Source organism: Pseudomonas sp. MF4836 (assembly GCF_002018875.1).
GTDB lineage: Bacteria > Pseudomonadota > Gammaproteobacteria > Pseudomonadales > Pseudomonadaceae > Aquipseudomonas.
Genome location: NZ_MVOL01000014.1, coordinates 199,212 through 218,176, shown reverse-complemented (window position 1 = coordinate 218,176; position 18,965 = coordinate 199,212). Strand labels below are relative to the sequence as shown.

At 52.8% G+C, this 18,965-nt stretch carries 20 protein-coding genes and 1 tRNA gene; 13 read left to right on the top strand and 8 right to left on the bottom strand.

Features of this window, described 5'->3' with window-relative positions; genetic code table 11:
• The first annotated feature begins 441 nt into the window (after positions 1–441).
• Positions 442–515 (top strand) — tRNA-Cys (locus tag MF4836_RS28200).
• Positions 516–845: 330 nt separating this feature from the next.
• Here the strand turns inward: MF4836_RS28200 and MF4836_RS28195 are convergent.
• From MF4836_RS28195 to MF4836_RS28190, 3 genes are all read right to left on the bottom strand, one after another.
• Positions 846–1,922 carry an RES family NAD+ phosphorylase gene (locus tag MF4836_RS28195; protein WP_078473098.1) on the bottom strand — a complete coding sequence of 359 codons (1,077 nt, stop codon included), beginning with the start codon at positions 1,920–1,922 and terminating at the stop codon, positions 846–848.
• Positions 1,923–2,220: 298 nt separating this feature from the next.
• A complete protein-coding gene (locus MF4836_RS35215; RefSeq protein WP_153050280.1) occupies positions 2,221–3,069 on the bottom strand; it encodes a hypothetical protein in 849 nt (282 codons plus the stop codon).
• A gap of 382 nt (positions 3,070–3,451) precedes the next feature.
• On the bottom strand, positions 3,452–3,934 hold the full coding sequence (locus MF4836_RS28190) for a GNAT family N-acetyltransferase (protein WP_178102993.1): 483 nt from the start codon (positions 3,932–3,934) through the stop codon (positions 3,452–3,454).
• Between the two features lie 537 nt (positions 3,935–4,471).
• Between MF4836_RS28190 and MF4836_RS28185 the strand changes: the two genes are divergently transcribed.
• Positions 4,472–5,533 (top strand): hypothetical protein, encoded by a 1,062-nt coding sequence (locus MF4836_RS28185; RefSeq protein WP_238596222.1) that lies wholly within the window; start codon positions 4,472–4,474, stop codon positions 5,531–5,533.
• A gap of 163 nt (positions 5,534–5,696) precedes the next feature.
• On the opposite strand, the gene MF4836_RS28180 is transcribed toward MF4836_RS28185, so the two are convergent.
• Positions 5,697–5,945 (bottom strand): hypothetical protein, encoded by a 249-nt coding sequence (locus MF4836_RS28180; protein ID WP_078473097.1) that lies wholly within the window; start codon positions 5,943–5,945, stop codon positions 5,697–5,699.
• Between the two features lie 346 nt (positions 5,946–6,291).
• On the opposite strand from MF4836_RS28180, the gene MF4836_RS28175 reads away from it, so the two are divergent.
• On the top strand, positions 6,292–6,924 hold the full coding sequence (locus tag MF4836_RS28175; RefSeq protein WP_238596221.1) for a hypothetical protein: 633 nt from the start codon (positions 6,292–6,294) through the stop codon (positions 6,922–6,924).
• A gap of 428 nt (positions 6,925–7,352) precedes the next feature.
• On the opposite strand, the gene MF4836_RS28170 is transcribed toward MF4836_RS28175, so the two are convergent.
• Positions 7,353–7,916 (bottom strand): recombinase family protein, encoded by a 564-nt coding sequence (locus tag MF4836_RS28170; RefSeq protein ID WP_078473096.1) that lies wholly within the window; start codon positions 7,914–7,916, stop codon positions 7,353–7,355.
• Positions 7,917–8,237: 321 nt separating this feature from the next.
• On the opposite strand from MF4836_RS28170, the gene MF4836_RS28165 reads away from it, so the two are divergent.
• The 5 genes from MF4836_RS28165 to MF4836_RS28145 all read left to right on the top strand — a co-directional run bounded on the left by MF4836_RS28165 (position 8,238) and on the right by MF4836_RS28145 (position 13,619).
• On the top strand, positions 8,238–9,305 hold the full coding sequence (locus MF4836_RS28165; RefSeq protein ID WP_078473095.1) for a fatty acid desaturase: 1,068 nt from the start codon (positions 8,238–8,240) through the stop codon (positions 9,303–9,305).
• A gap of 191 nt (positions 9,306–9,496) precedes the next feature.
• Positions 9,497–10,642 carry a serine hydrolase domain-containing protein gene (locus MF4836_RS28160; protein WP_078473094.1) on the top strand — a complete coding sequence of 382 codons (1,146 nt, stop codon included), beginning with the start codon at positions 9,497–9,499 and terminating at the stop codon, positions 10,640–10,642.
• 194 nt (positions 10,643–10,836) lie between these two features.
• A complete protein-coding gene (locus MF4836_RS35210; RefSeq protein ID WP_153050279.1) occupies positions 10,837–11,130 on the top strand; it encodes a hypothetical protein in 294 nt (97 codons plus the stop codon).
• 519 nt (positions 11,131–11,649) lie between these two features.
• Positions 11,650–12,693, top strand: a complete 1,044-nt coding sequence (locus MF4836_RS28150) for a hypothetical protein (RefSeq protein WP_078473092.1) — start codon at positions 11,650–11,652, stop codon at positions 12,691–12,693.
• Between the two features lie 197 nt (positions 12,694–12,890).
• Positions 12,891–13,619: a type 1 glutamine amidotransferase gene (locus tag MF4836_RS28145; RefSeq protein ID WP_078473091.1), complete on the top strand. Its 729-nt coding sequence runs from the start codon at positions 12,891–12,893 to the stop codon at positions 13,617–13,619.
• 88 nt (positions 13,620–13,707) lie between these two features.
• Here the strand turns inward: MF4836_RS28145 and soxR are convergent, their stop codons facing one another.
• Positions 13,708–14,169: a redox-sensitive transcriptional activator SoxR gene (soxR, locus tag MF4836_RS28140; protein WP_078473113.1), complete on the bottom strand. Its 462-nt coding sequence runs from the start codon at positions 14,167–14,169 to the stop codon at positions 13,708–13,710.
• Between the two features lie 113 nt (positions 14,170–14,282).
• On the opposite strand from soxR, the gene MF4836_RS28135 reads away from it, so the two are divergent.
• The 3 genes from MF4836_RS28135 to MF4836_RS28125 all read left to right on the top strand — a co-directional run bounded on the left by MF4836_RS28135 (position 14,283) and on the right by MF4836_RS28125 (position 16,631).
• On the top strand, positions 14,283–15,782 hold the full coding sequence (locus MF4836_RS28135; protein ID WP_078473090.1) for an MFS transporter: 1,500 nt from the start codon (positions 14,283–14,285) through the stop codon (positions 15,780–15,782).
• A 151-nt stretch (positions 15,783–15,933) separates the two neighbouring features.
• A complete protein-coding gene (locus tag MF4836_RS28130) occupies positions 15,934–16,227 on the top strand; it encodes a hypothetical protein (protein WP_078473089.1) in 294 nt (97 codons plus the stop codon).
• Positions 16,228–16,274: 47 nt separating this feature from the next.
• Positions 16,275–16,631: a hypothetical protein gene (locus MF4836_RS28125; protein WP_078473088.1), complete on the top strand. Its 357-nt coding sequence runs from the start codon at positions 16,275–16,277 to the stop codon at positions 16,629–16,631.
• A 129-nt stretch (positions 16,632–16,760) separates the two neighbouring features.
• Here the strand turns inward: MF4836_RS28125 and MF4836_RS28120 are convergent, their stop codons facing one another.
• Together MF4836_RS28120 and MF4836_RS28115 are read right to left on the bottom strand one after the other, a co-directional pair.
• Positions 16,761–16,970, bottom strand: a complete 210-nt coding sequence (locus tag MF4836_RS28120) for a hypothetical protein (protein WP_078473087.1) — start codon at positions 16,968–16,970, stop codon at positions 16,761–16,763.
• Between the two features lie 73 nt (positions 16,971–17,043).
• Positions 17,044–17,790, bottom strand: a complete 747-nt coding sequence (locus tag MF4836_RS28115; protein ID WP_078473086.1) for an SOS response-associated peptidase family protein — start codon at positions 17,788–17,790, stop codon at positions 17,044–17,046.
• Between the two features lie 227 nt (positions 17,791–18,017).
• Between MF4836_RS28115 and MF4836_RS28110 the strand changes: the two genes are divergently transcribed.
• Both MF4836_RS28110 and MF4836_RS28105 read left to right on the top strand, forming a co-directional pair.
• Positions 18,018–18,413: an SMI1/KNR4 family protein gene (locus tag MF4836_RS28110; RefSeq protein ID WP_153050278.1), complete on the top strand. Its 396-nt coding sequence runs from the start codon at positions 18,018–18,020 to the stop codon at positions 18,411–18,413.
• A gap of 43 nt (positions 18,414–18,456) precedes the next feature.
• Positions 18,457–18,894: a GNAT family N-acetyltransferase gene (locus tag MF4836_RS28105; RefSeq protein WP_078473084.1), complete on the top strand. Its 438-nt coding sequence runs from the start codon at positions 18,457–18,459 to the stop codon at positions 18,892–18,894.
• Positions 18,895–18,965: the final 71 nt, after the last annotated feature.

The following is an 18,965-nucleotide window of genomic DNA, read 5'->3' as shown; positions in this document are numbered from 1 at the left end:
GTTGGCGTTGGTGGTGTGTGTGGCATAGAAGACGGGTGGTTTGCGGGATTTGGATTGCGAGTGTGGGAAGAGTGAGTGAGGATGTGAGTGGGGTGCATAGTAGAGTAGGGGGCGGCTGGAGAGGGGGGGGGAGGGGGGGGAGGAGGGGAAGTGGCCGGGGAGGGTGCGGGGGGGTGGGGGCGTGGGGGGGGGGGCATCACCCGCTGGAGCAGATGCCGCATTGCCCCTCTCCAGGGTGAAATCACGCAAGTCACGGGAAATGTTGAAAAAAATCACAGAGGGAGTTGCCATGAACGAAAAACAAGTCCATAATTGCGACCACTCCTTAACGGGAAAGCGGAAAACTCTTTATAAAACAAAGAGTTGCGAGGTGATAAAGATCTCGTTCGCTGTTCAAGTTTGTATGTGTCCAGCACTGCTTCATGGGTATTGGATACTTGGGGCCGAGTAGCAAAATGGTTATGCAGCGGATTGCAAATCCGCCTACGCCGGTTCGATTCCGACCTCGGCCTCCACTATAAGGACCCCGTAGATCAATGATCTACGGGGTTTTTTATTGCCTGGGATTTGGGCAATCGCTTCCGCAATTTTTTGGATCGCTTCCGCAATTAGCCTCTTTTTAGCGTCGATTTGAAGAGAAGTATCTCTCAATTGAGCATGAGTTGAGGGTGGATGTTGGCTTGGATGTTTGCCGTTTTTGGCTATGGACGACCTTGCCCCTCAGCCATTGTTGTATTCAAGCTAGGTTCGTGGAAGCGACAGCTTTCGGCCAATTGCTGCCCGTCGTGAGAGGAAGCAGATGACCCGATGCCCTTCAAGGAAGAGCGATAGCCACCACACTTGAGTCAGTACTCCACGGGGCCGAAATGTCCTCTATATCCGACCTGAGTGAGTATCAATCGATTAATGCATTTGATGCTTACAAGGTCATTCTCCAGTGGACGTCCAAACAGGGCAAAATTTTGGATTGTGTATGCTTCTGCGTATTTTTCCCGCTCAGGATGATAGCGCCGCAGTGACATACCATAGGTGGTTTCAAAGGGATGGCCACCAGTGCGAATCAAACTAAAAAACGACGGGTAAATTATGCCGTCAAACCCCGCTTCTTTGGCTGCTAATGCGATTGCTCGGGAAATCTCATAGGAGTGAGAACGTGCCAGGAAGAGCATATGGATAGCCATATCCAAGCTTTCGAACTCTGTCACATCCTCTTCGAGTAAATGAGTAAGATCCAGGAGCCGTAGGTTTCGCTTGGGCTCCAGGGTAGCAACGTAGATATCGTCATCTGTCGATGCTCGACATTCATGGATGCAAACGTCGATGTCCTGCGATCCGTACATGATAGGAAAGCCTGGCGAGTCGAGTCGCCCCTTTCCAGCGAGTGCAATCGGTGGGCTGTCGTACTCTGCCGGATCAGCTGGACGTTGTGGGCAGATTCGTAGGCGATAAAACTTTTCCCCCATTACAAGTGTCTTTACTGGGTATTCCTTCATCACGCGCTTGATGATTTGCAACCGCTTCGATTCATCCTGAAGATCCTTAAGTGGCTCGACTTCGCCAATCATCCAGAGGCGTGGGCCGTAGTGGAAGAAGCCAAGCTGAGCAGCCTCCTCAAGAAGTCTGATGTCATCTTTGAGCCAGATCGAGGGCGATATATCGCTCCTCCCAAAGTGATGCTCGTTGCACTGAATAACAGGCGCTGCGCCGTAGTCGCAACGAATGGTAGTTCCACCCACAAAAAAGCGCCATGCAAGAGCTTCAATAAGCTCCTTCGTCAGCTTTCGCCCTTCTTGGCTATGACAATTCGGACATTTCAAGTGTTCCTCAATGCCGAGCTTGAATGCATCTATCCGCAGTCCTTCATCTGTGAAGCAATCAGAGCAAAGGAGGGTTTGATTCGTCTCCGCCGTTTCTTCTGTCATAGTTCTACCGTGAATAGTTATATGGGGTTGAACTCAAACTTTAGACCAAGTGGATCGCTCCGGTCTTAAGCTCACTTGAGCCCGGCTGCTTTTGTCCTTTGTTGGCCGATTGCAGCCTGTCGCGAAGGGGCGTTATATAGCTGCCCCTTGCGAAAGTAAGCAATCGGCCAAAAGCGGCAATTCAACAACGGGCGGACAGCTGCTAGTCAACTAGGGGCTCTCAATAAACCCCATTGATAATTAATAGCTTGAATAGTTTTGTGAAATTATTCCATCTTTTTAATTGTGCTCTCCAAAACTAATTTTTGACACCGTTATAATAATATTGAAATGTTAATGTCGAGGCGAACGCATGTTCTTTGAGTCTCGGAAATCTCCACTCGCGCAACATTCTTCGTGCGTTACGATTATAAAAAAAAGAATAATGCGCTAAAATTTTTCGCTCGCTTGGATACAAAGAATCAGTCAATAAACTAGAGAAAGATCGCTTTAATGGTTCTGGTATATCTGCATTATTGATAAGTCGCAAGGCACGAATAGCGCGATTATTTAATCCAATGCAGATGTCGTTATTTAGCAGGCCACTCACGACCCCTTTTACAGCTTGATATTGTGCGCGCGACGATAGTTTGCTGTGAGCGATATTATTCGCACTAATCTTCATTGATATTTTATCTCCCTCTGTAACGCCGGTATTTTTATCAGCCTGCCTGTAATGGATTTCACAATATGCTTCCAATCTTTCCAAAATTTGAAAGAAAGTTCCCTCAAATTTTTCTCGTTCAATAAATCTCATTTGACGCTCTAGGAAGTCAGCAGTTTTTCTCGCTTCGGCCGTCTGAATCATTGTAGTTCTCAACAATACCAGAAGTGCGATAAAGCTTAAGATCGGATTGGTTAGCCCTCCAATAAAATCACCAATTTGTCCAATATTGTTGTCAATGGCAAAATCCTGATCAAAAAGCATGAAAAAAGCAAAGCATATCAATAAGGCGAAAGCAGCCGCCCACCAAGCTACTAACGTTGAATCAAACGGCATCAATTGCTTCTCGTTTTTTTGTTTTTCTCGAGATAGAAAGTAAAAATAGAGCGCGAGCCCCGAAACACCAACAAGACTACAGATTAGTGCGATCAGAAGTACAATCATATTAGTTGATTCTCTCTAAGCTTAGCCCTGAACAATAATTAATTTTAAATCAAATAAGTCTGCAAGCATCTTTGCCCTAGGCTTTTGATTTACCCATATGCGCTAACTGTTGTCAAATCCGCAGTTAACGATAATCGCGACTGCGTCCATGCGCGCAGCGAGAGGTGATGTAAGGAAAGGGTGATGCTGCAAGCGTCGCACGAGACTCCATTCAAATAAACCGATTACAACCCAGAAGTCGTTATACCTGCGTCTCAACACTTAGGTGACAGTACTCTATGCTAAAGGGTTGCTGTAGGTTGTGAATGCGCTTATGAGCGTCTGCTTTTGGCCGATAGCAGACATCCGCAAACAACGGCCAGCCAGCAGAAGAGCTTGCCAGTTAGCTTTGAATAGTCCAGAGCATTGTCTGAACCATGATATGGGGATGACTTTCTAAAGGTTCCCATTCATCTATGAACGAAAACCCCTGGTTCAGATAGAAGTTTGAGGCTCTGGCATTGTCGGGAGAGACGTCCAAAAAAACACGATCATGGCCTTTCTCTATCGCGCGAGATTTCACTGCCTCAACCAGCTGAGCTGCCACACCAGAGCCTCGCGCAGTAGGTTCAACCCACATCCCGATCAAGTTATAGCGATTCGCGCCACTGAATGCCGCACCGATCATGCCAACCGGTTTATCGTCCTTCACGGCCAGCCAGAATTCAGTTCCGGTCGACGAGGCTCTGTCTTTCCATTGTTCGTCACTGTATTGGGCGGCAGTCTGGTAGCTCACACCAAACGCGGTTGGTGTGTCCAAAAGGGCTGCGAGACGAACTTGCTTCAAAAGCATCCAGTCTTTTACTTCCGTCGATCGAATGTCCATGTTCTTCCTAAAAATTAACGAAACTTAAACCTCTCACAAGAATATCGAGGGAGCAACCAAGTTGTCGTGGAGCGGGGTCGCGATTGGCTGAAAGCAGCAGCTCATGACTGACCTCTTTTGACCATTCGAAGCCCCTAAGAAATCAGTTCCGCAATCAAAATCCTACCCCCTATAGGACGTGGGCTTCAGTCTTGCTAGAGTAGGGCGCTTGCGGAATCGATTCCTCATTAACTTACTGAAAACATGGAGGTTTTATATGAATCGCAAATCCGCCTACGCCGGTTCGATTCCAACCTCGGCCCCCACTCTAAAGACCCGTAGATCAATGATCTACGGGGTTTTTTATTGCCTGGGATTTGGGCAATCACTTCCGTAATCAACTAAAAAAAGCGTCTGATAGCCCTGCAATTTATAAAGCACAGCGAATGTGCACGGATGCAATGGAGCTGTGCATCTACTGAGCCATACGTGCGCAATTGACCTTGACAAAATCAACCGCCCGTTCAGGGTCGACGAGCTCACGACCAAGGACTGATCATGTCAAAAACCGCTGAACCACAGCTCTACTATTCTCACGAAGCTTACCGGTCGGACCGCATACCCTTGCAGGCAGGCTCCGAAAAGCGAAGTGTCCTGCACAAATTCACCGGCACCCGCTTGCCTTGGGGCTACACGCAGGATGTGGTTCCAGACAACATCATGGAGGACCCAAAACCAGAAAGTATGCGTTTTTGGGAGCAGTGGGAGAAAGAAAAGGCTGAGATGAAAGCGAATGGGAAATACGTGCCACGCCCATTCGAAGACGTGGAGCTGCACTGTCGATATGATCATGAGCGATTTCGATTCGCGCAGTTGCCCTTCCGGTCTCAGTTTTGGCTCTCACTTAGGACGTTTTGCAAGTGGGGGTTAATTATTCTCCTTCCACTGTGCATCTTGATTGATTGGTTGTTCGAAATGGATTCAGCGGGATTCAATATAAGAGAGCTGCTAAATAACTCCATTACCGTACTCGTTTCAAAAATACTACTTCCCCCTTGGCTGGTTAGCAGCGTCATTGTCAATTACTTCCCGCGAGTTTGGTTCCGACCTCCTGGCGGTCCACTATGGGAGTTGAACCGTGTTACAGGACAGGTGACTATTTTCAATAGCGCGGATGTGAAAACACAAGGTCAAACCCACGACATAGTTGCGCCATTTCACGAGTTCGATGCATATATCGTAACTTCGCCGGATCGCCAAGGATTACCGACGAATGGATTGCAACTGGCTCATCGCTACAGTGCCGCTACCATCAATCTGAGTGCCCTGATAACCCCTGACAATACGACGCAGAAGCCATGTGCGCTGTGGGATTTCTTGCAAAATTTTATGGATATTCAACGTCCATTACCTGAAATTCCACTGTATGAGCCCTACCGGAGCCAAGATCCGACCACGTCTGAATACGACGAAAAAAACAATCGCCCAACGCGTTATTGGATCGATATGGACAACCACACCTTCAAAACAAAGGTTAAGGAGATGCTTGGAAAAATCGACTCCATAGATACCTTTGATCGCCCAAACCTTATGGCAAAAGCAGTTCAATATATCGATTGAATGACCGCTGAGTGGGCAAAGCCTCGTGAGGATTTAAAACGCCTTAGCAAACATGACAAATAACTGAAGACGTAAAAGCCATACGGCGCGGCGCGCGACGAGTATCGGGGCTTTTAAAGGCCGCACCGCTTGAGAAAGCTAGGGCGTAAAGCCCTAGCAGGTTTCACTTTTTCTTTTTAGCAGGCTTTTCCGCCTTCTCTGATTTCTTAGCTTTTTCTGGCTTGCTATCAGTTTTTTTTGCAGATTTCTTTGGTTCGACGTCTTTTTTCTTGTCTTTCTTTTCAGAGGATTTCGAAAGAGCCGAAGCCGCAGTTGATTTCTTTGCCGGTGATGACTTCTTGTCTTTTAATTCCTTGCTGGCTTTCGAAGCTTCACCTTTGCTTTTCTTCTCATCTTTAGCCATGTTGCCCACCTCTCGGGTATGCCGATTTTGGCAAATTGCCTGTGAGATTTTTCACAGGCTGAACATTAGGCGAGTGCGGGCAAAAGCAGTTCAAATTTTTTTGGATGTGTCGAAACAGGCTTTGGATGAAAAGGTGGGGAAGGGAAGTAGCGTGGCTTCTTCAAGGTGCTACTCATGGCAATTCTGGAAGATGTTAGCCTCCAAAAAGCTCAGGTACATGGTCCAATGGGGCGCAGAAGATATGCCGCAGGTGAGTGCGAAACGGATGAAATGCAGTGAAAAAAGCCTGATGATTCTGGGGCAGACGGTCTGGTAGTAGTGGTACCGTCTACGCAGCCATCCTGGAACCCGCTAGATGCCTCGTCAAAGTCCCCCTCACCGCGCCGCAGCGCCTCTAGCCGCGTCAAGCACTGACAGCCCCGTCGCCCACCCCCCTATTTGGCATCGCGGCCCGGACCAACTGACCGTTGGCAGCACGGGTGCGGCCGTTTTGGGTTTCAGCTTTGTGGTGCTTTGGTTGTTGCCAGGCTTAGTGCTGACAATACTGCTCCTTCTGGGGTTCGAAGCGATACCAGGTGAACCGAGCAGCGATGGCTCTAGCCTCACAACGTCGTCGCTCATCCAGTTCCTGTGTGGTTCTGTTGTGCTCATAGGGCTGGTCTTCGCGTGGATCTCTTCTGCCGCTAGAGTGCTGGCCTTCACGTTCGACGAAAACCAGCAACTGCTTACCCTCACGGTCACCCGGCGCGGTCGTAAGCCCACCGAAGTGCAGGTGCCATTTAGCGACATTATTTGTATCAGCCCTTACGTGTTAGCCAGTTATGACCGTCATGGTTATTTTAGCGTCGTGTGTCAGGGGCCGAGGGGCAAGGAGGTTGAATATCGATTGGCTGAGGGCACTTCTCTGGAAGACATGGAGTTTCATGCTGCGTGGTTGCGGGAAATAATTGGCTTACGGATGCACCATGTACTGAATCTGGACAAATGAGGAAAGTACATGCATCCAGCCACTAATTGGATTTCAGTACCTACCTTTCCCCTTCCGCCAACGCGGCGGTGCCCTTTTTGGTACTAGATAATAGCGGCCATAAGGACGAAACCACTTAAGGTAAAAATTGGGAAACCCCGGCACTGTCAGAGACTGCTGCACACCATTTCCGATGCGCAAAAAGGCGGATTTTGCTCGCTTGAAGCGGCTTCGGCATTCGGTGGTAGGGGACGAGTCCCCATCCGTAGAACCCGATTGATAGTCGTACCGAGTTGATACCCCAGGCGGTGAAATCGTTCAGCCATGACCGGTGACTTTCGGCCAAAGGCGTCCGCTCCAAGGTGTCTACGATGCACCGGCCGGCGAAAAGCCGAAATTCAAAAAAATCACGAAAGAGGTATCGAATCAGTAAGTGCCTGCAGAGGCCTCTATGTAGATCTCAAGTATCGATAAAGCGTCTGACGGCTGATATCAAAGTCACGCGCCAATTTAGATTTGCTTTCTCCAGCGCAGGCGCGGTCAATTAAACTTACAACCTGATTGTCCGACAGTTTCTTCTTGCGACCTCTATAAGAGCCGCGGTTTTTTGCGGTAGCAATTCCGACTGCCTGTTTTTCCCTTCTAGCAGCGCGCTCGAACTCTGCGAGCAGCTCCATTACCGCGATGATGGGCTCCACAACTTCAAGGCAGTCATGCCGGAAAATCAGGTTCTCGTTCAAAAACTCTAGTGTTACCTGCTTTTCAATCAGCCGGCGAATGATGGTGCACAACTGCTCGGTACTGGAGGTGAGCGTTGCCATGCTGTCCACTACCACAGTATCTCCGCACTGTATGTAGCGGATTAGCCTTTCGAGGCCTGCGCGATTTACGGCATTGTCTGCGGGTTCATCGCAAAACATGGCGTCAAATACATCATGGCTGGTTATTTTCTCTACGGTGCCCTCGGGTTCTTGTAGAGAGAGCCGGAAATATTTGATGCGATGCAGTCTCATGGTGCCTCCTTGGCAATACTTGTACGCAGTCGTTTTATACTTATGCAAACTGTAACTAAATTATTAAATCCTTACACAAATACCTGTAACGCTGAGCTTACCCAAAATACACAGTTGCAAAGAATTTAACTTGTTTTATCATTTTAAAGCTTGGAATGATTCTGGCAACTTTTTTTTGGCAAGCAGTCGATTTCGTATTTCTTGAATGATGCGCGTGAATTCACGCGGTGAATTTCAATGCGTACTGTTTATAGCTGCAACAATTGACTTGGCCGGCTTGACGAAGCTGGTACTTCCCCGACGCAAGCAGAGGATGAATTGATGAAGGTCTTGGAAAAAGCCATCGAAATTGATCGCCTAAATACCGATCAGGAAAAGATTGATCATGTAACTCGGAGAATTACCGAACATGGAAATGAGCTACGCAAGCGTTATCCGATCTTGCAGTATCAGAATGCTCTGGGTGCGAGTGTCATGGCGTTTTCCCTAGTAGGGATGATCGTCACGGGAGGGCTCTACATAAAGGGTTTTATCCCAGGATGGAGCTGTATTTTGATCAATGCGCTGCTGACTTCATTCATTCATGAAATCGAACATGATTTGATTCATCGCCTTTATTTCAGAAAGCAACCGCTGGCCCATAACGTCATGATGTTTATGTGCTGGCTGGCTCGGCCGGGGATGCCCAGTCCCTGGCTGAGACGCAGTCTGCATTTTCATCATCATAAGGAGTCCGGAACTGACTCGGATGTTGAAGCATGGATCACGACCAGTGGTAGCCCATGGGGAATACTACGGTTATTGAAACTGATGGATGGATTTGTATTTGGTTTTCTAAATGCGGTTTTCGCGCCAGGATGGCGGCAAAAGGTAAAATTGTTAGGCAAGATTATTCGGCTCAATACGCCTTTCGGACTTTTGTATTGGGGATGCTGGTATGTGTTCCTCGGCTACCACCTTTATGTCTGGCTTGGGTCAGTCATGGGACAGGAGGTTCACAGTTCTGCTGCAACATTGGCGATTATGGATGTCGTCAATAGCGTGGTCGTTATTCTGATCGCTCCAAATTTGATACGGCAGTTCTGCCTGTTTTTTATAAGTTCAAATATGCACTATTATGGTGATGTTGCTCCGCGTAATGCATTGCAGCAAACTCAGGTGATGAACCCTTGGTGGTTATGGCCATTTCAAATGTTCTGTTTCAACTTCGGTAGTACTCACAGTATTCACCACTTTGTTGTGAGAGACCCGTTCTATCTTCGCCAGATGACGGCACCTTATGCTCATAAAGTCATGGCGCAGGCCGGTGTCAGATTCAATGACTTCGGCACCTACAAGCGAGCCAACCGTTTTTCCATGGCGCACTCTCAAACTCGGTCGCGGGGGTGAGTTCTCCCATAAACATTATCTGCTTGATGGCGGGCGCCGCCGATAAGCCATAACTTTTACAGTCCAAGAGCGTGTTGTTACTTAAGTACTGGTCTGCCAGGCGGCGGGATATTTCTTATCGCCTGGCAGATTTGATGATGGTCAAGTTTGGCAAGTATCAAGGCAACACTTCAAATACGAGGAGTCTTAGCATGAAAGCGCAAGGGATGTGTGCGAAGCAGTTCGAAGCGGTCAAGCAGGCCTTCGAGGACATATTTGATGATCCGCAGGAGCGTGGGGCCGGGCTCTGCGTGCAGGTAGGCGCAGAGGTGGTCGTCGACCTGTGGGCCGGCATGGCGGATCAAGAGGGTACTAAGCCCTGGACGCGCGATACGTTGGCCAATACTTTTTGCGTTATAAAGCCCTATGTTGCGGTGGCCGTTCTGATGTTGGTTGAGCAGGGCAAGCTGGAGCTGGATGCGCCTGTGGCGTGTTACTGGCCTGAATTCGCCCAGAGCGGGAAAGCAAAGGTCACCCTGCGTCAGGTGATGAACCACACCGCGGGCCTGCCGGCGCTGCGAGCCCCCGACCATAACGCCATGATGTATGACTGGGAGCACATGGTACGGGTCCTGGAGGCCGAGCCGCTTTGGTGGGAAGCGGGCACAGACCTGGGGTACGGCACCACTACCTTTGGCTGGATTCTCGGTGAGTTGATTCGTCGTGTGGACGGACGAGACCCCTGTGTCTTTATCCACGAAGAGATTCTGGACCCCCATGACCTCGACGTTCACCTTGGCGTGGACGAGAAACACTTTCATCGTATCGCTCGTTTCGACAATGCCACGGGCCGAGTCGGTGATCCCTACTCGCAAGCGCTGCGAACAGTGCTGAAAAGCGAGCCATCGCATATCGCGACATACGCCTTCACCAATCCCGGAATGGTGCCTAAACGGACCAGTGACCCTCGCTGGTGGGCTTATCGGCAGCCGGCTGTGTGCGGACATGGCACGGCTCACGGCTTGGCCGGTTTCTACAGTGCATTAATGGCGGGAAACTTCATCAGCCGTGAACTGCTGAGTGAATTCACTCGAGAGCACAGTCATGGCATGGATCGGATATGGATGCGCCCAATGCGTTATGGATTAGGCTGCATGCTGGAGCAGCAACTCGATCCAGCGGCTTCCCACGCAATGGGCCCAGGCACCTTTGGTCATATCGGGCTTGGCGGTCCGATAAGTTTCGCCGATCCCGAAAGGCAAGTGAGTTTTGGTTTTGTCACCACGACCTCGGGCAGCCATACGATGATCGATCCTCGACCTAGCCGGCTATCATCCCTCGTCTATGCGGCGCTTTGAGCAAGTTGTCATTCAGGGGTTAATTTGAGGTTTTTTACTTAGTGCCGGCGCGGCATCCTCTTGCATACGCCTTTGTATTGCCCCTGGCCCCCTGCAACAGATCTGGTATTACGTTCGGCACTTATTGAACGCTGGCTGCGATATCATGGCCGGCGATCAAGCCCCCCCCTTTAAAGGATTGAAAGTTGAGAGTTATGGAGTATCAGACTGATGCGCAGCGAGTGATCATAGCGTTTTTGATAATCGTTGCTTCATTGGGCGCAGTAGCTTTCATTGGCTGCTTGGCCAGTCCACCCGGCTTTTTAACTGACCTCAGATTTGTGCTGGCGATGGCTGTTTTAGGCGTTACCTGTCTGGTTTCCTATCCGTTGGTCATCGCCTACTGGTTAGTTTCCGACAGACCAATAGGTGTACGCGATTTACTCATTGTCCATACAGTCGCGTTAAGTGGGTTTGTTGCCTGGTGGGTTATGGTTTATTTCGATTGAAGAATTTTCACGATGTTTAGGCTCATGGAAGAGCGGACCACACACTTCAGCGGGTGCCTGTTCAACGACCTTTCGCCGTCCTCACTCACGTGCCTCTGTTCCAGGTAGAGACCCTGATCCTGGACCCTGCGCCGCATGTTTAAACCCCTTGGGATCGAGACCATCGATCCAGCGGCAACGAAATTACATCGCGCGGGAGACATAGGGTGGTTTCCCTCTGGCACCACGATGTATTTGGCGCCGTTGCCGTTGCTCACTGACGCATCGTCCCACAGCCCTTACGGCAGCGATTTTTATCGCCCCGTTTTTTGCCAGATGGTCCGCAACCATCGGCAGGCGCTCCGCAAGTTTCTCCTTGTTTCCTTGGCTTAACGATCTCTTCGACACGGTGTCGGGCCTGGAGTACTGCGGCAGATATGGCTAGCTGCCATTAGCACATTCGATCTATTTGTCGCTGCATAGGCTCGACCGCAAAATAGCGCGATTTAGCCATCGCCCCGTTACCGATAAGGATATCCAATGAAGACTCTGTCAAAGCACCCGTTCTCCTTCGCTGTGCTGGGTGCAGCGACCTTATTGACGGCCTGTGTACCTCTTGGCAACTCCGGCATCAATGGCAATGCCATGCAGGACCCGACCAATCAACTCCTGGATATCATCGATGGCGCTACTCGGGACGGCATGTCCGTGGTGCTGGTGCCGGCACTCATGCCGAACAAGAGTGTGACGGACCTCTCAAGCTACTCTCATCGCGTCATTTTCAAGAACAAGGACCAGCCAGATAAAGGCTATATGCAGGCGTTCGCCAATAACGACCTGGAGAAAATCAAGGAAACAGTCTTTCTGTGGGACTTCCTCGAAGTCCACATTGTCCCGCCCGGAACCTATCTGATGTCTGGCGGGATCGATTACAAGATAGACAGCTCACTTGCCCAAGTGGGAGCCGCAAAAGGGCAGCCAAAGGCCAGTGGCCGTGGAACGGTGAATCTGTCCGCAGTGCTGTATCGCCAATTTCTCAAGGAGAAGTACTGGCGTAGTGAGACCTACCAGGACAAGACTAACTCGCAGAATGTTTGCAGTACGGTGCACGTGGCCTCCGGCCAATGCGTTGGCTGGACAGAGCAAAAGTACAACACGCGCGAGAAGGTATCGGACGCTGGCTGGACCGATGGCACGAAGATGAGGGATGTCCAGTCCATAAAACTGCAAGCGCAGATACCAGACGCTTATGCACCATTGGCCTTTACCATCCAACCAGGTCAGATACTGCTCAGCGACCGCTTCCACTTGAAAACGCCGGCGGTGAGCTATGACAAGAAAACCTGCAAAGCCGTCGACACACAAAACATAAAATGCGCACTGCGCGACGTTCAGGTTTATGTGAGGCCTGCTCCAGTCGAGCTGACGAAGAAGTTCGTCGATAACGCGCAGCCAACGCTCAACGAGAAAAGCCGCCAGGTGCTTGCTCGCATTCAGCCGATGAAAACCCAGATGCTTGGAAGTGTGGGCATGGAAGACTTGGTTTGGGGCATTCCGGTTTCCCTGAAAAAGACAGGGAAGTAAATGGACTCGTTTGAGCAGCGCAGTTGCTGCAAAGGCTGAGCCGCGGCGCAGGCTTTCGATCTTGAACGTGACTCGAGCCATGGGCTTTAGGGCGGCATCTTGGAAGCGTCAGACTTGCTAGTGACACAATGTGTCATATAGTATTTTGCGTGTCATTCGATCCGTCCCACCGCGCAATTGCCCATCGAGGAATTTTAATGAACGTCCATTTCGTGGTTCACGAAGCATTCGAGTCGCCCGGTGCCTATGAGGCCTGGGTTCGGGAGCGTGGATACGAAGCGAGTTATTCGCGCGTTCATAGATGGGATGCCTTGCCCGCGAGCGTGGAGAACATTGATCTGCTGGTGGTGCTGGGCGGGCCACAGTCTCCTGCGACGACGAAGGAGGAGTGCGCTCATTTTGACGCAGCGGCCGAGTGCGATTTGACCGTGAAAGCCGTCAAGGCCAACAAGGCCGTGGTGGGTGTTTGCCTCGGCTCGCAACTGATCGGTGAGGCGCTGGGTGCTGCGCATGGCCACAGTCCGGAAAAAGAAATCGGCACGTTCCCGATCGTGTTGACGGAGGCGGGGAAGGGGAATGCCAAGGTTGCGCATTTTGGCGATGTGCTTGAAGTGGGGCATTGGCACAACGATATGCCGGGCCTGACGCCGGATGCGAAGGTCCTCGCTTACAGTGAGGGCTGCCCGCGTCAGATTGTCGAGTACAGCGATCTGGTCTATGGCTTCCAGTGCCATATGGAGTTCACGGCGGACGTGGTGGAGCAACTGATCAACGCTTCCAGCGAAGAACTTGCGGCGTCGGCAGGTCGTCGTTTCGTACAGCAGCCGGCGACGCTGCGCAGCCATTCCTATGCCGAGATGAACCTGAAGCTCTTTGAGTTTCTGGACAAGCTGGTTGCTCAATACCAGCAGCAAGACAAGGCCTAGAAAAAATGCGGCTTGGGAGTCGGCGCAACGACCCGTACGACAAATAAAACCGTATTATTTTGGCCGGTTATGACGCTCGTCGATTCGCTCACGCGGGTGGCGTGGTGTCTTTCTCGAGCAAAACGGCACCTTCCCCGAGCTGGCTCAGACGATCGCCTGGATTGCGAAGAGGGCAGTCGTCCATGGAGAGACAGCCACAGCCTATGCAACCGTCGAGCTGATCGCGCAGTTGCGTGAGGCTGCGAATGCGCTCAGTCAACATGTCCCTCCAGATCGTTGAGAGCTGCGTCCAATCTTTTGCCGTCAGCGGTCGTCCGCAAGGAAGTCCATCCAGCGCGTCCTTGATCGCCGCCAGCGGCACACCTGCACGCTTCGCGATCTTGATGATGGCAATGCGGCGCAGAGTGTCCCGGGCATAACGACGTTGGTTGCCCGCGCTACGTTGCCCTTGAATCAGGCCTTTTGCTTCATAGAAGTGCACGGTTGCGATAGTGACCCCGCTTCTGCGAGCCAACTCTCCAACCGAAAGTGGCACGTGCACATCGATCATGACTGTCTGCTCTCTCTTGACCTCATCTATACATGAGGTTTTATAAAGAGCGTCGGCTTGCCTTTGCAAGCCTTCATTCGCCGCAGCGGGTGAATTCTCGAAGTGGAGTGCACATGGACAAGCGTCATATTCCTTCTGGTCATTATTCGCAAACTGCGTCAGAGACGAGCGCCTCGACGCAGGACCGTCACTCAAGAACCGGGTGGGCCGCCTTGCTGTCTGGCTGGAATGGTGTGCGTTCGCTCGCGCTCGCAGGGGGTGTCGTGCTGCATGCGATCAATGTGTATATCGCCACCACGATTCTGCCCTCCGTCGTCTCGGACATCGGCGGTATCGACTATTACGCCTGGAACACCACCCTGTTCGTCGCGGCTTCCATTCTCGGATCGGCCCTGTCGGCGAGGTTGCTCACCAGCGCCGGGCCGCGCAGCGCCTACGTTATTGCCTCGCTGGTGTTTGCGATCGGCACCTTCATCTGTGCAAGTGCCCCGTCAATGCCCGTCATGCTGGCAGGACGTCTGATTCAGGGGCTGGGCGGTGGTTTCTTGTTCGCGCTTTCCTACGCCATGATCCGGCTGGTGTTCGATGAAGCCTTATGGCCGCGCGCGATGGCGTTGGTCTCTGGCATGTGGGGCGTGGCCACCCTGGTCGGGCCTGCCGTCGGCGGGATCTTCGCTGAACTGGGTGTATGGCGAGCGGCATTCTGGTCGCTGATCCCAGCCGCGGTGCTGTTTGCCCTGCTGGCTGTCGCCGTATTGCCCAAGCGCAGGGCTGATAAAGGCGAACGCTCGCCGCTTCCACTCGCCCAACTCGTTCTCCTGACGTCGGCGGTTCTTGCCGTCTCATTCGGCAGTGTTTCCTCGACCCTGTCCTGGAACATCGCAGGCCTGGTCGCCGCCGCTGTCCTGACGGCTCTGCTGGTGGCCACTGAAGGCCGCGCCCGCCATAGGCTGCTGCCGGAAGGTGCATTGCGCATTACAACAGCGCTGGGTGCGCTGTATGCAACGATGTCGCTGCTTGCGGTCGCGGTTACCAGTGGCGAGATATTCGTGCCGCTGTTCCTGCAGGTCCTTCACCATCAGTCCCCGCTTGCCGCCGGTTATCTTGCAGCGCTTATGGCGGCCGGATGGACGCTGGGGTCAATTGCCAGCGCAGGGGCGACGGGTAAAAGCATCCGGTACGCCATCCTCGCCGGTCCGATTCTCGGCCTGGCCGGCATGGCAGCGCTTGCCGTTTTGATGCCCATCGAAAGTACCGGCGGCGGGCTCGCGATCACGCCGATCTGCCTTGCGCTTGTGGCCATCGGATTGGGCGTGGGGCTGGCTTGGCCCCATCTGCTGACCCGCGTGTTTCAGGTCGCCTCGGCAGGCGAGCAGGCTCTGGCGGCAGCGTCCATCACCACCGTGCAGTTGTTCGCCACTGCGCTCGGTGCGGCGTTGGCGGGGATGGTGGCCAACGTCGCAGGCCTCACGGACCCCGGCGGCATCGCCGGCACGGCAAGCGCCGCCGGCTGGTTGTTTGGCGTGTTTGCATTGGCGCCGATCCTGGGTGTTTTTACGGTGCTGCGGGTGGTCCGGCTGCATGCCAGAACTGCCGAGGTTCAGGAGGTTTGACGCTGCATGCGATTGTCCTGGCCTGCAGGGTTCGGGTAAAACAGCAGCCCATGCGCGTGCTGCCCTGGGTCGACCGCAGGCTTTGCTAGCAAAACGACCATCCGCGGGCCGCACGTACGCCAATTCCTATTACCAATCCAGGCCAACCCGGATGCACGAAGATCCTGCAAATAACGATATCCAGGCGCTTAACGCGGCCACCCGGCTTGCAGCAGTTCATGGTGCCGGGCCTTTGGGCATTGACGGGTATGAACAGGTGGTGGAGCTGTGCGGTCGCGTCGCGCAGGGCTGGTTGTTTCGCTATCGAGTAGTTTGCAGGCTGAACATCGCTTCTGAAGATCAGGAACTCTTCGCGGGCGCCGCTGGCTGTGTCGTTACTGATGAAGGGCAGGTGAGGGATTTGCCAGGCCCGGCGTTTATGGAAGTGCTCTTGGCTTCGGCTTAGCGCTGTTGGAGGCGTACTGAAATACCTGAGTCGCAAGGAGCTGGATAGTGAGTGAAGGGCTAGACATTGTTAATGTTCTTGAAGGTTTTTTAGACGGCCTCTATAGGAAAGCTTCGAAAAGTCAAAATATTTCACTGACGAGAAACAAGGGTCACTACTTCTACTCGGGTCAAAAAATATGTGTCTATGTCACGTTTTTCCCCAAGGAAGTTGAGCTTGTTTTTGATGGTGAGGAAGTCGGTGCCGGCATTTTCTGTGTTGCGCTGGATATATGCAGGCCAAATGGAAAAATACTGGCTGGCGATAGCGTGTCGCTGAAGGGCCGGTGTAGCGAGATCAAAGCCGCATTGGATGCTCAAGAAGAGTCGGTATTGACTCAACTCTTGAAATTCCTGGGTGACTAAGTCGTCATGCTCAGTGCCAGGCACAGGCTGATGATGGTGTGGAACCGGTGTTTGCTCGCGCAGAGAGCAGCACCAGAGGAGCGAAGTTGTCGGCCTGATTTGCACATCATTTGCGGTCAGCATGGGGGCTTAATGAAGGGTTTTGACTCTTCGGCTTTCGCCGATTCTGATACGGTCCAACGCCCTGTTTAATCCATCCAGTGCGTCCAGGAGCGCTTTCGCTTCGACCTCTCGGCCATCTCCCCAGAGGCGTTCGGCCATTTTGTTAAGGGCCTGAATGGATCGTTCAATATCGGCAGCAGTCGCGGCCTCGGTGTGCATCTGTTGTTTCTTTGCCATTCAATAACAATTCCGCAGCGGCCCTTTAGGCAGTGCGTCATTTTGTTCGGGCGGTGAGCGACGCGTCTACAGGTTATTCATGCAGAGGGCCGATGGACATCAAATCGGCGTTGGCTTGGCTCACTTCGCCACTGACCGTGTCTGCCAGTGGCTCCAGCAATTGCGCCCCGTGGTTTCGAACATTGCCCACGGCGGTGCCGACCTTGAACCACTCGAAGGCCTCTGCAGCCTCCCCTTGATGCAGCGCCATCTGTTCGGCGCGTTCTCCAGGTGTTGCCGGGTCCAGCCATTCCCGGGCCATTTCGGGTGAAAGCACCACCGGGCGTCCGTCGTGAATGTCGACCATGCCGCCCTGAGCGTTGGCAGTGATGATCACAAAACCGTCGCTCTGGCCGTGGCCTTCATCGAGACCAGGCAGTTGTCCGATCGATGTGCAGAAGATAGGCGACCCGTCGCGATGCCTGATCAGGTAGGGCTGTTTTTTCGGGCTACCTTCGTCGACCCACTCAAACCAGCTGTCGATGGGACATATCGCCCGGTGCGGCCAGATTTGCCGGTAAAAAGGGCCGTGGGCGACCTTTTCGATTCGGGCATTGATCGGTACGGTCCGATCCTTGGCCCAGTGCGGACGCCAACCCCAGCGCACGGTATCGGCATGCAAGGTGTCGCCGGCAACATGGAGCAGGGCCAATTGCATCGTCGGCGCCGCGTTGTAGCAGCCAAGGGCCTGCTCGCCGACCCTGTTGACCATGGCCCCGGGCATGCCCAGGGCCGCGACGAAGTCGTGAATGCCGCGGTACTGGCTCAAGCGTCCACACATCATGGTTTTCCTCGGGTGGAGCAAGAATCATAGTTCATCGATTCAATGCGCCGGCTACCACTGGACGGCGCAGCGGAGCGTCGTGCAAATCTCGTTGCATTGGTTTTCGCGTGCCCCCAAGCTTCGGCCCCGCTCAGTTAAACCTGAGGTCGCAGGCCGAGGCAGGCTTGGCTGAGGTGGACATTGGTGTTCAGACCGGCGCGAAGCCGAATCAAGGAGTTTTATCGGTGCAGATCAATTCTGGCTGGGTTGGACATGAGGGCGCGTCTGTCGACGCTCTGGAGCGCCTCCGATCTGTGGCCCCATCGGTTCTACCTCTGGAGTATTACCAGTTGCTGGCCGGCAGCAACGGTGGTGAAGGCGAGCTACCTGATCCCTTTTTCACCCTGTGCCTGGACCCGGCTGAAACAGCCTCGGATCTTGAGCAAATCGAGATGTTCGCGGACATCGCTCCCGGGTTGTTTGTATTTGGCAGCGATGGCGGCGGCCAGTTGTTCGCGTTCGATACCCGGGGTGAAGCTCCGCTGCCAATCGTTTCCTTCGACGGTGTCGATCCGGATGCAAGCCTGTGCCGGGTGGCAGGCAGCTTTGCGGAACTGCTGACGCTGATCGGCCGGGAGTGAGGGTGAACAGTGGCGCTGAAATCACGGCATGGAGGGCAAGTGAATGAGTTGGCACATCAGGCAGGCGGTCTTGAGCGACATAGAATTTCTGGTGGAGATCGATCCCGTGACCCGGATCGATGCCGGCCGCCGGGATGACATCGAGCGCGCCGTAGTTGCGGGAGAATGCTGGGTAGCCTGTGCTGCGAACCAGCCTGGGGTGCCGGTCGGTTATGGCTGTCTCGACCGAAGCTTTTTTGCAGAGTGGTTTATTTCGCTGGTGGTGGTTTCAAGCGCATGGCGACGCAGTGGCATAGGCCAACAATTGGTGACTCATCTGGAGCGCTGCTCCACTGGGGTAAAAATCTTCACTTCGACCAACACCTCGAACGAGCCGATGCGCCAGTTGCTCAGGCAGCTCGGCTATCAAGACAGCGGCAGAATCGAGAATCTTGACGCCGGTGATCCCGAGCTGATTTTCGTGAAGTTCTTGAGTCGGTGAGCGATAGCGGGGAAAAGTGTTGCCCGAGTGGGGCCCGGGCCGCCATTTCCCAACTCGATACTTCTCGTGGC

Coding starts and splice junctions, on each gene's coding strand:
- MF4836_RS28175 (WP_238596221.1), top strand. CDS start 6,292: ATGCCTCGTCAAAGTCCCCCTCACCGCGCCGCAGCGCCTCTAGCCGCG.
- soxR (WP_078473113.1), bottom strand. CDS start 14,169: ATGATCGATGTGCACGTGCCACTTTCGGTTGGAGAGTTGGCTCGCAGA.
- MF4836_RS28150 (WP_078473092.1), top strand. CDS start 11,650: ATGAAGACTCTGTCAAAGCACCCGTTCTCCTTCGCTGTGCTGGGTGCA.
- MF4836_RS35210 (WP_153050279.1), top strand. CDS start 10,837: ATGGAGTATCAGACTGATGCGCAGCGAGTGATCATAGCGTTTTTGATA.
- MF4836_RS28105 (WP_078473084.1), top strand. CDS start 18,457: ATGAGTTGGCACATCAGGCAGGCGGTCTTGAGCGACATAGAATTTCTG.
- MF4836_RS28120 (WP_078473087.1), bottom strand. CDS start 16,970: ATGGCAAAGAAACAACAGATGCACACCGAGGCCGCGACTGCTGCCGAT.
- MF4836_RS28135 (WP_078473090.1), top strand. CDS start 14,283: ATGGACAAGCGTCATATTCCTTCTGGTCATTATTCGCAAACTGCGTCA.
- MF4836_RS28160 (WP_078473094.1), top strand. CDS start 9,497: ATGAAAGCGCAAGGGATGTGTGCGAAGCAGTTCGAAGCGGTCAAGCAG.
- MF4836_RS28185 (WP_238596222.1), top strand. CDS start 4,472: ATGTCAAAAACCGCTGAACCACAGCTCTACTATTCTCACGAAGCTTAC.
- MF4836_RS28190 (WP_178102993.1), bottom strand. CDS start 3,934: ATGGACATTCGATCGACGGAAGTAAAAGACTGGATGCTTTTGAAGCAA.
- MF4836_RS35215 (WP_153050280.1), bottom strand. CDS start 3,069: ATGATTGTACTTCTGATCGCACTAATCTGTAGTCTTGTTGGTGTTTCG.
- MF4836_RS28130 (WP_078473089.1), top strand. CDS start 15,934: ATGCACGAAGATCCTGCAAATAACGATATCCAGGCGCTTAACGCGGCC.
- MF4836_RS28165 (WP_078473095.1), top strand. CDS start 8,238: ATGAAGGTCTTGGAAAAAGCCATCGAAATTGATCGCCTAAATACCGAT.
- MF4836_RS28170 (WP_078473096.1), bottom strand. CDS start 7,916: ATGAGACTGCATCGCATCAAATATTTCCGGCTCTCTCTACAAGAACCC.
- MF4836_RS28145 (WP_078473091.1), top strand. CDS start 12,891: ATGAACGTCCATTTCGTGGTTCACGAAGCATTCGAGTCGCCCGGTGCC.
- MF4836_RS28195 (WP_078473098.1), bottom strand. CDS start 1,922: ATGACAGAAGAAACGGCGGAGACGAATCAAACCCTCCTTTGCTCTGAT.
- MF4836_RS28115 (WP_078473086.1), bottom strand. CDS start 17,790: ATGTGTGGACGCTTGAGCCAGTACCGCGGCATTCACGACTTCGTCGCG.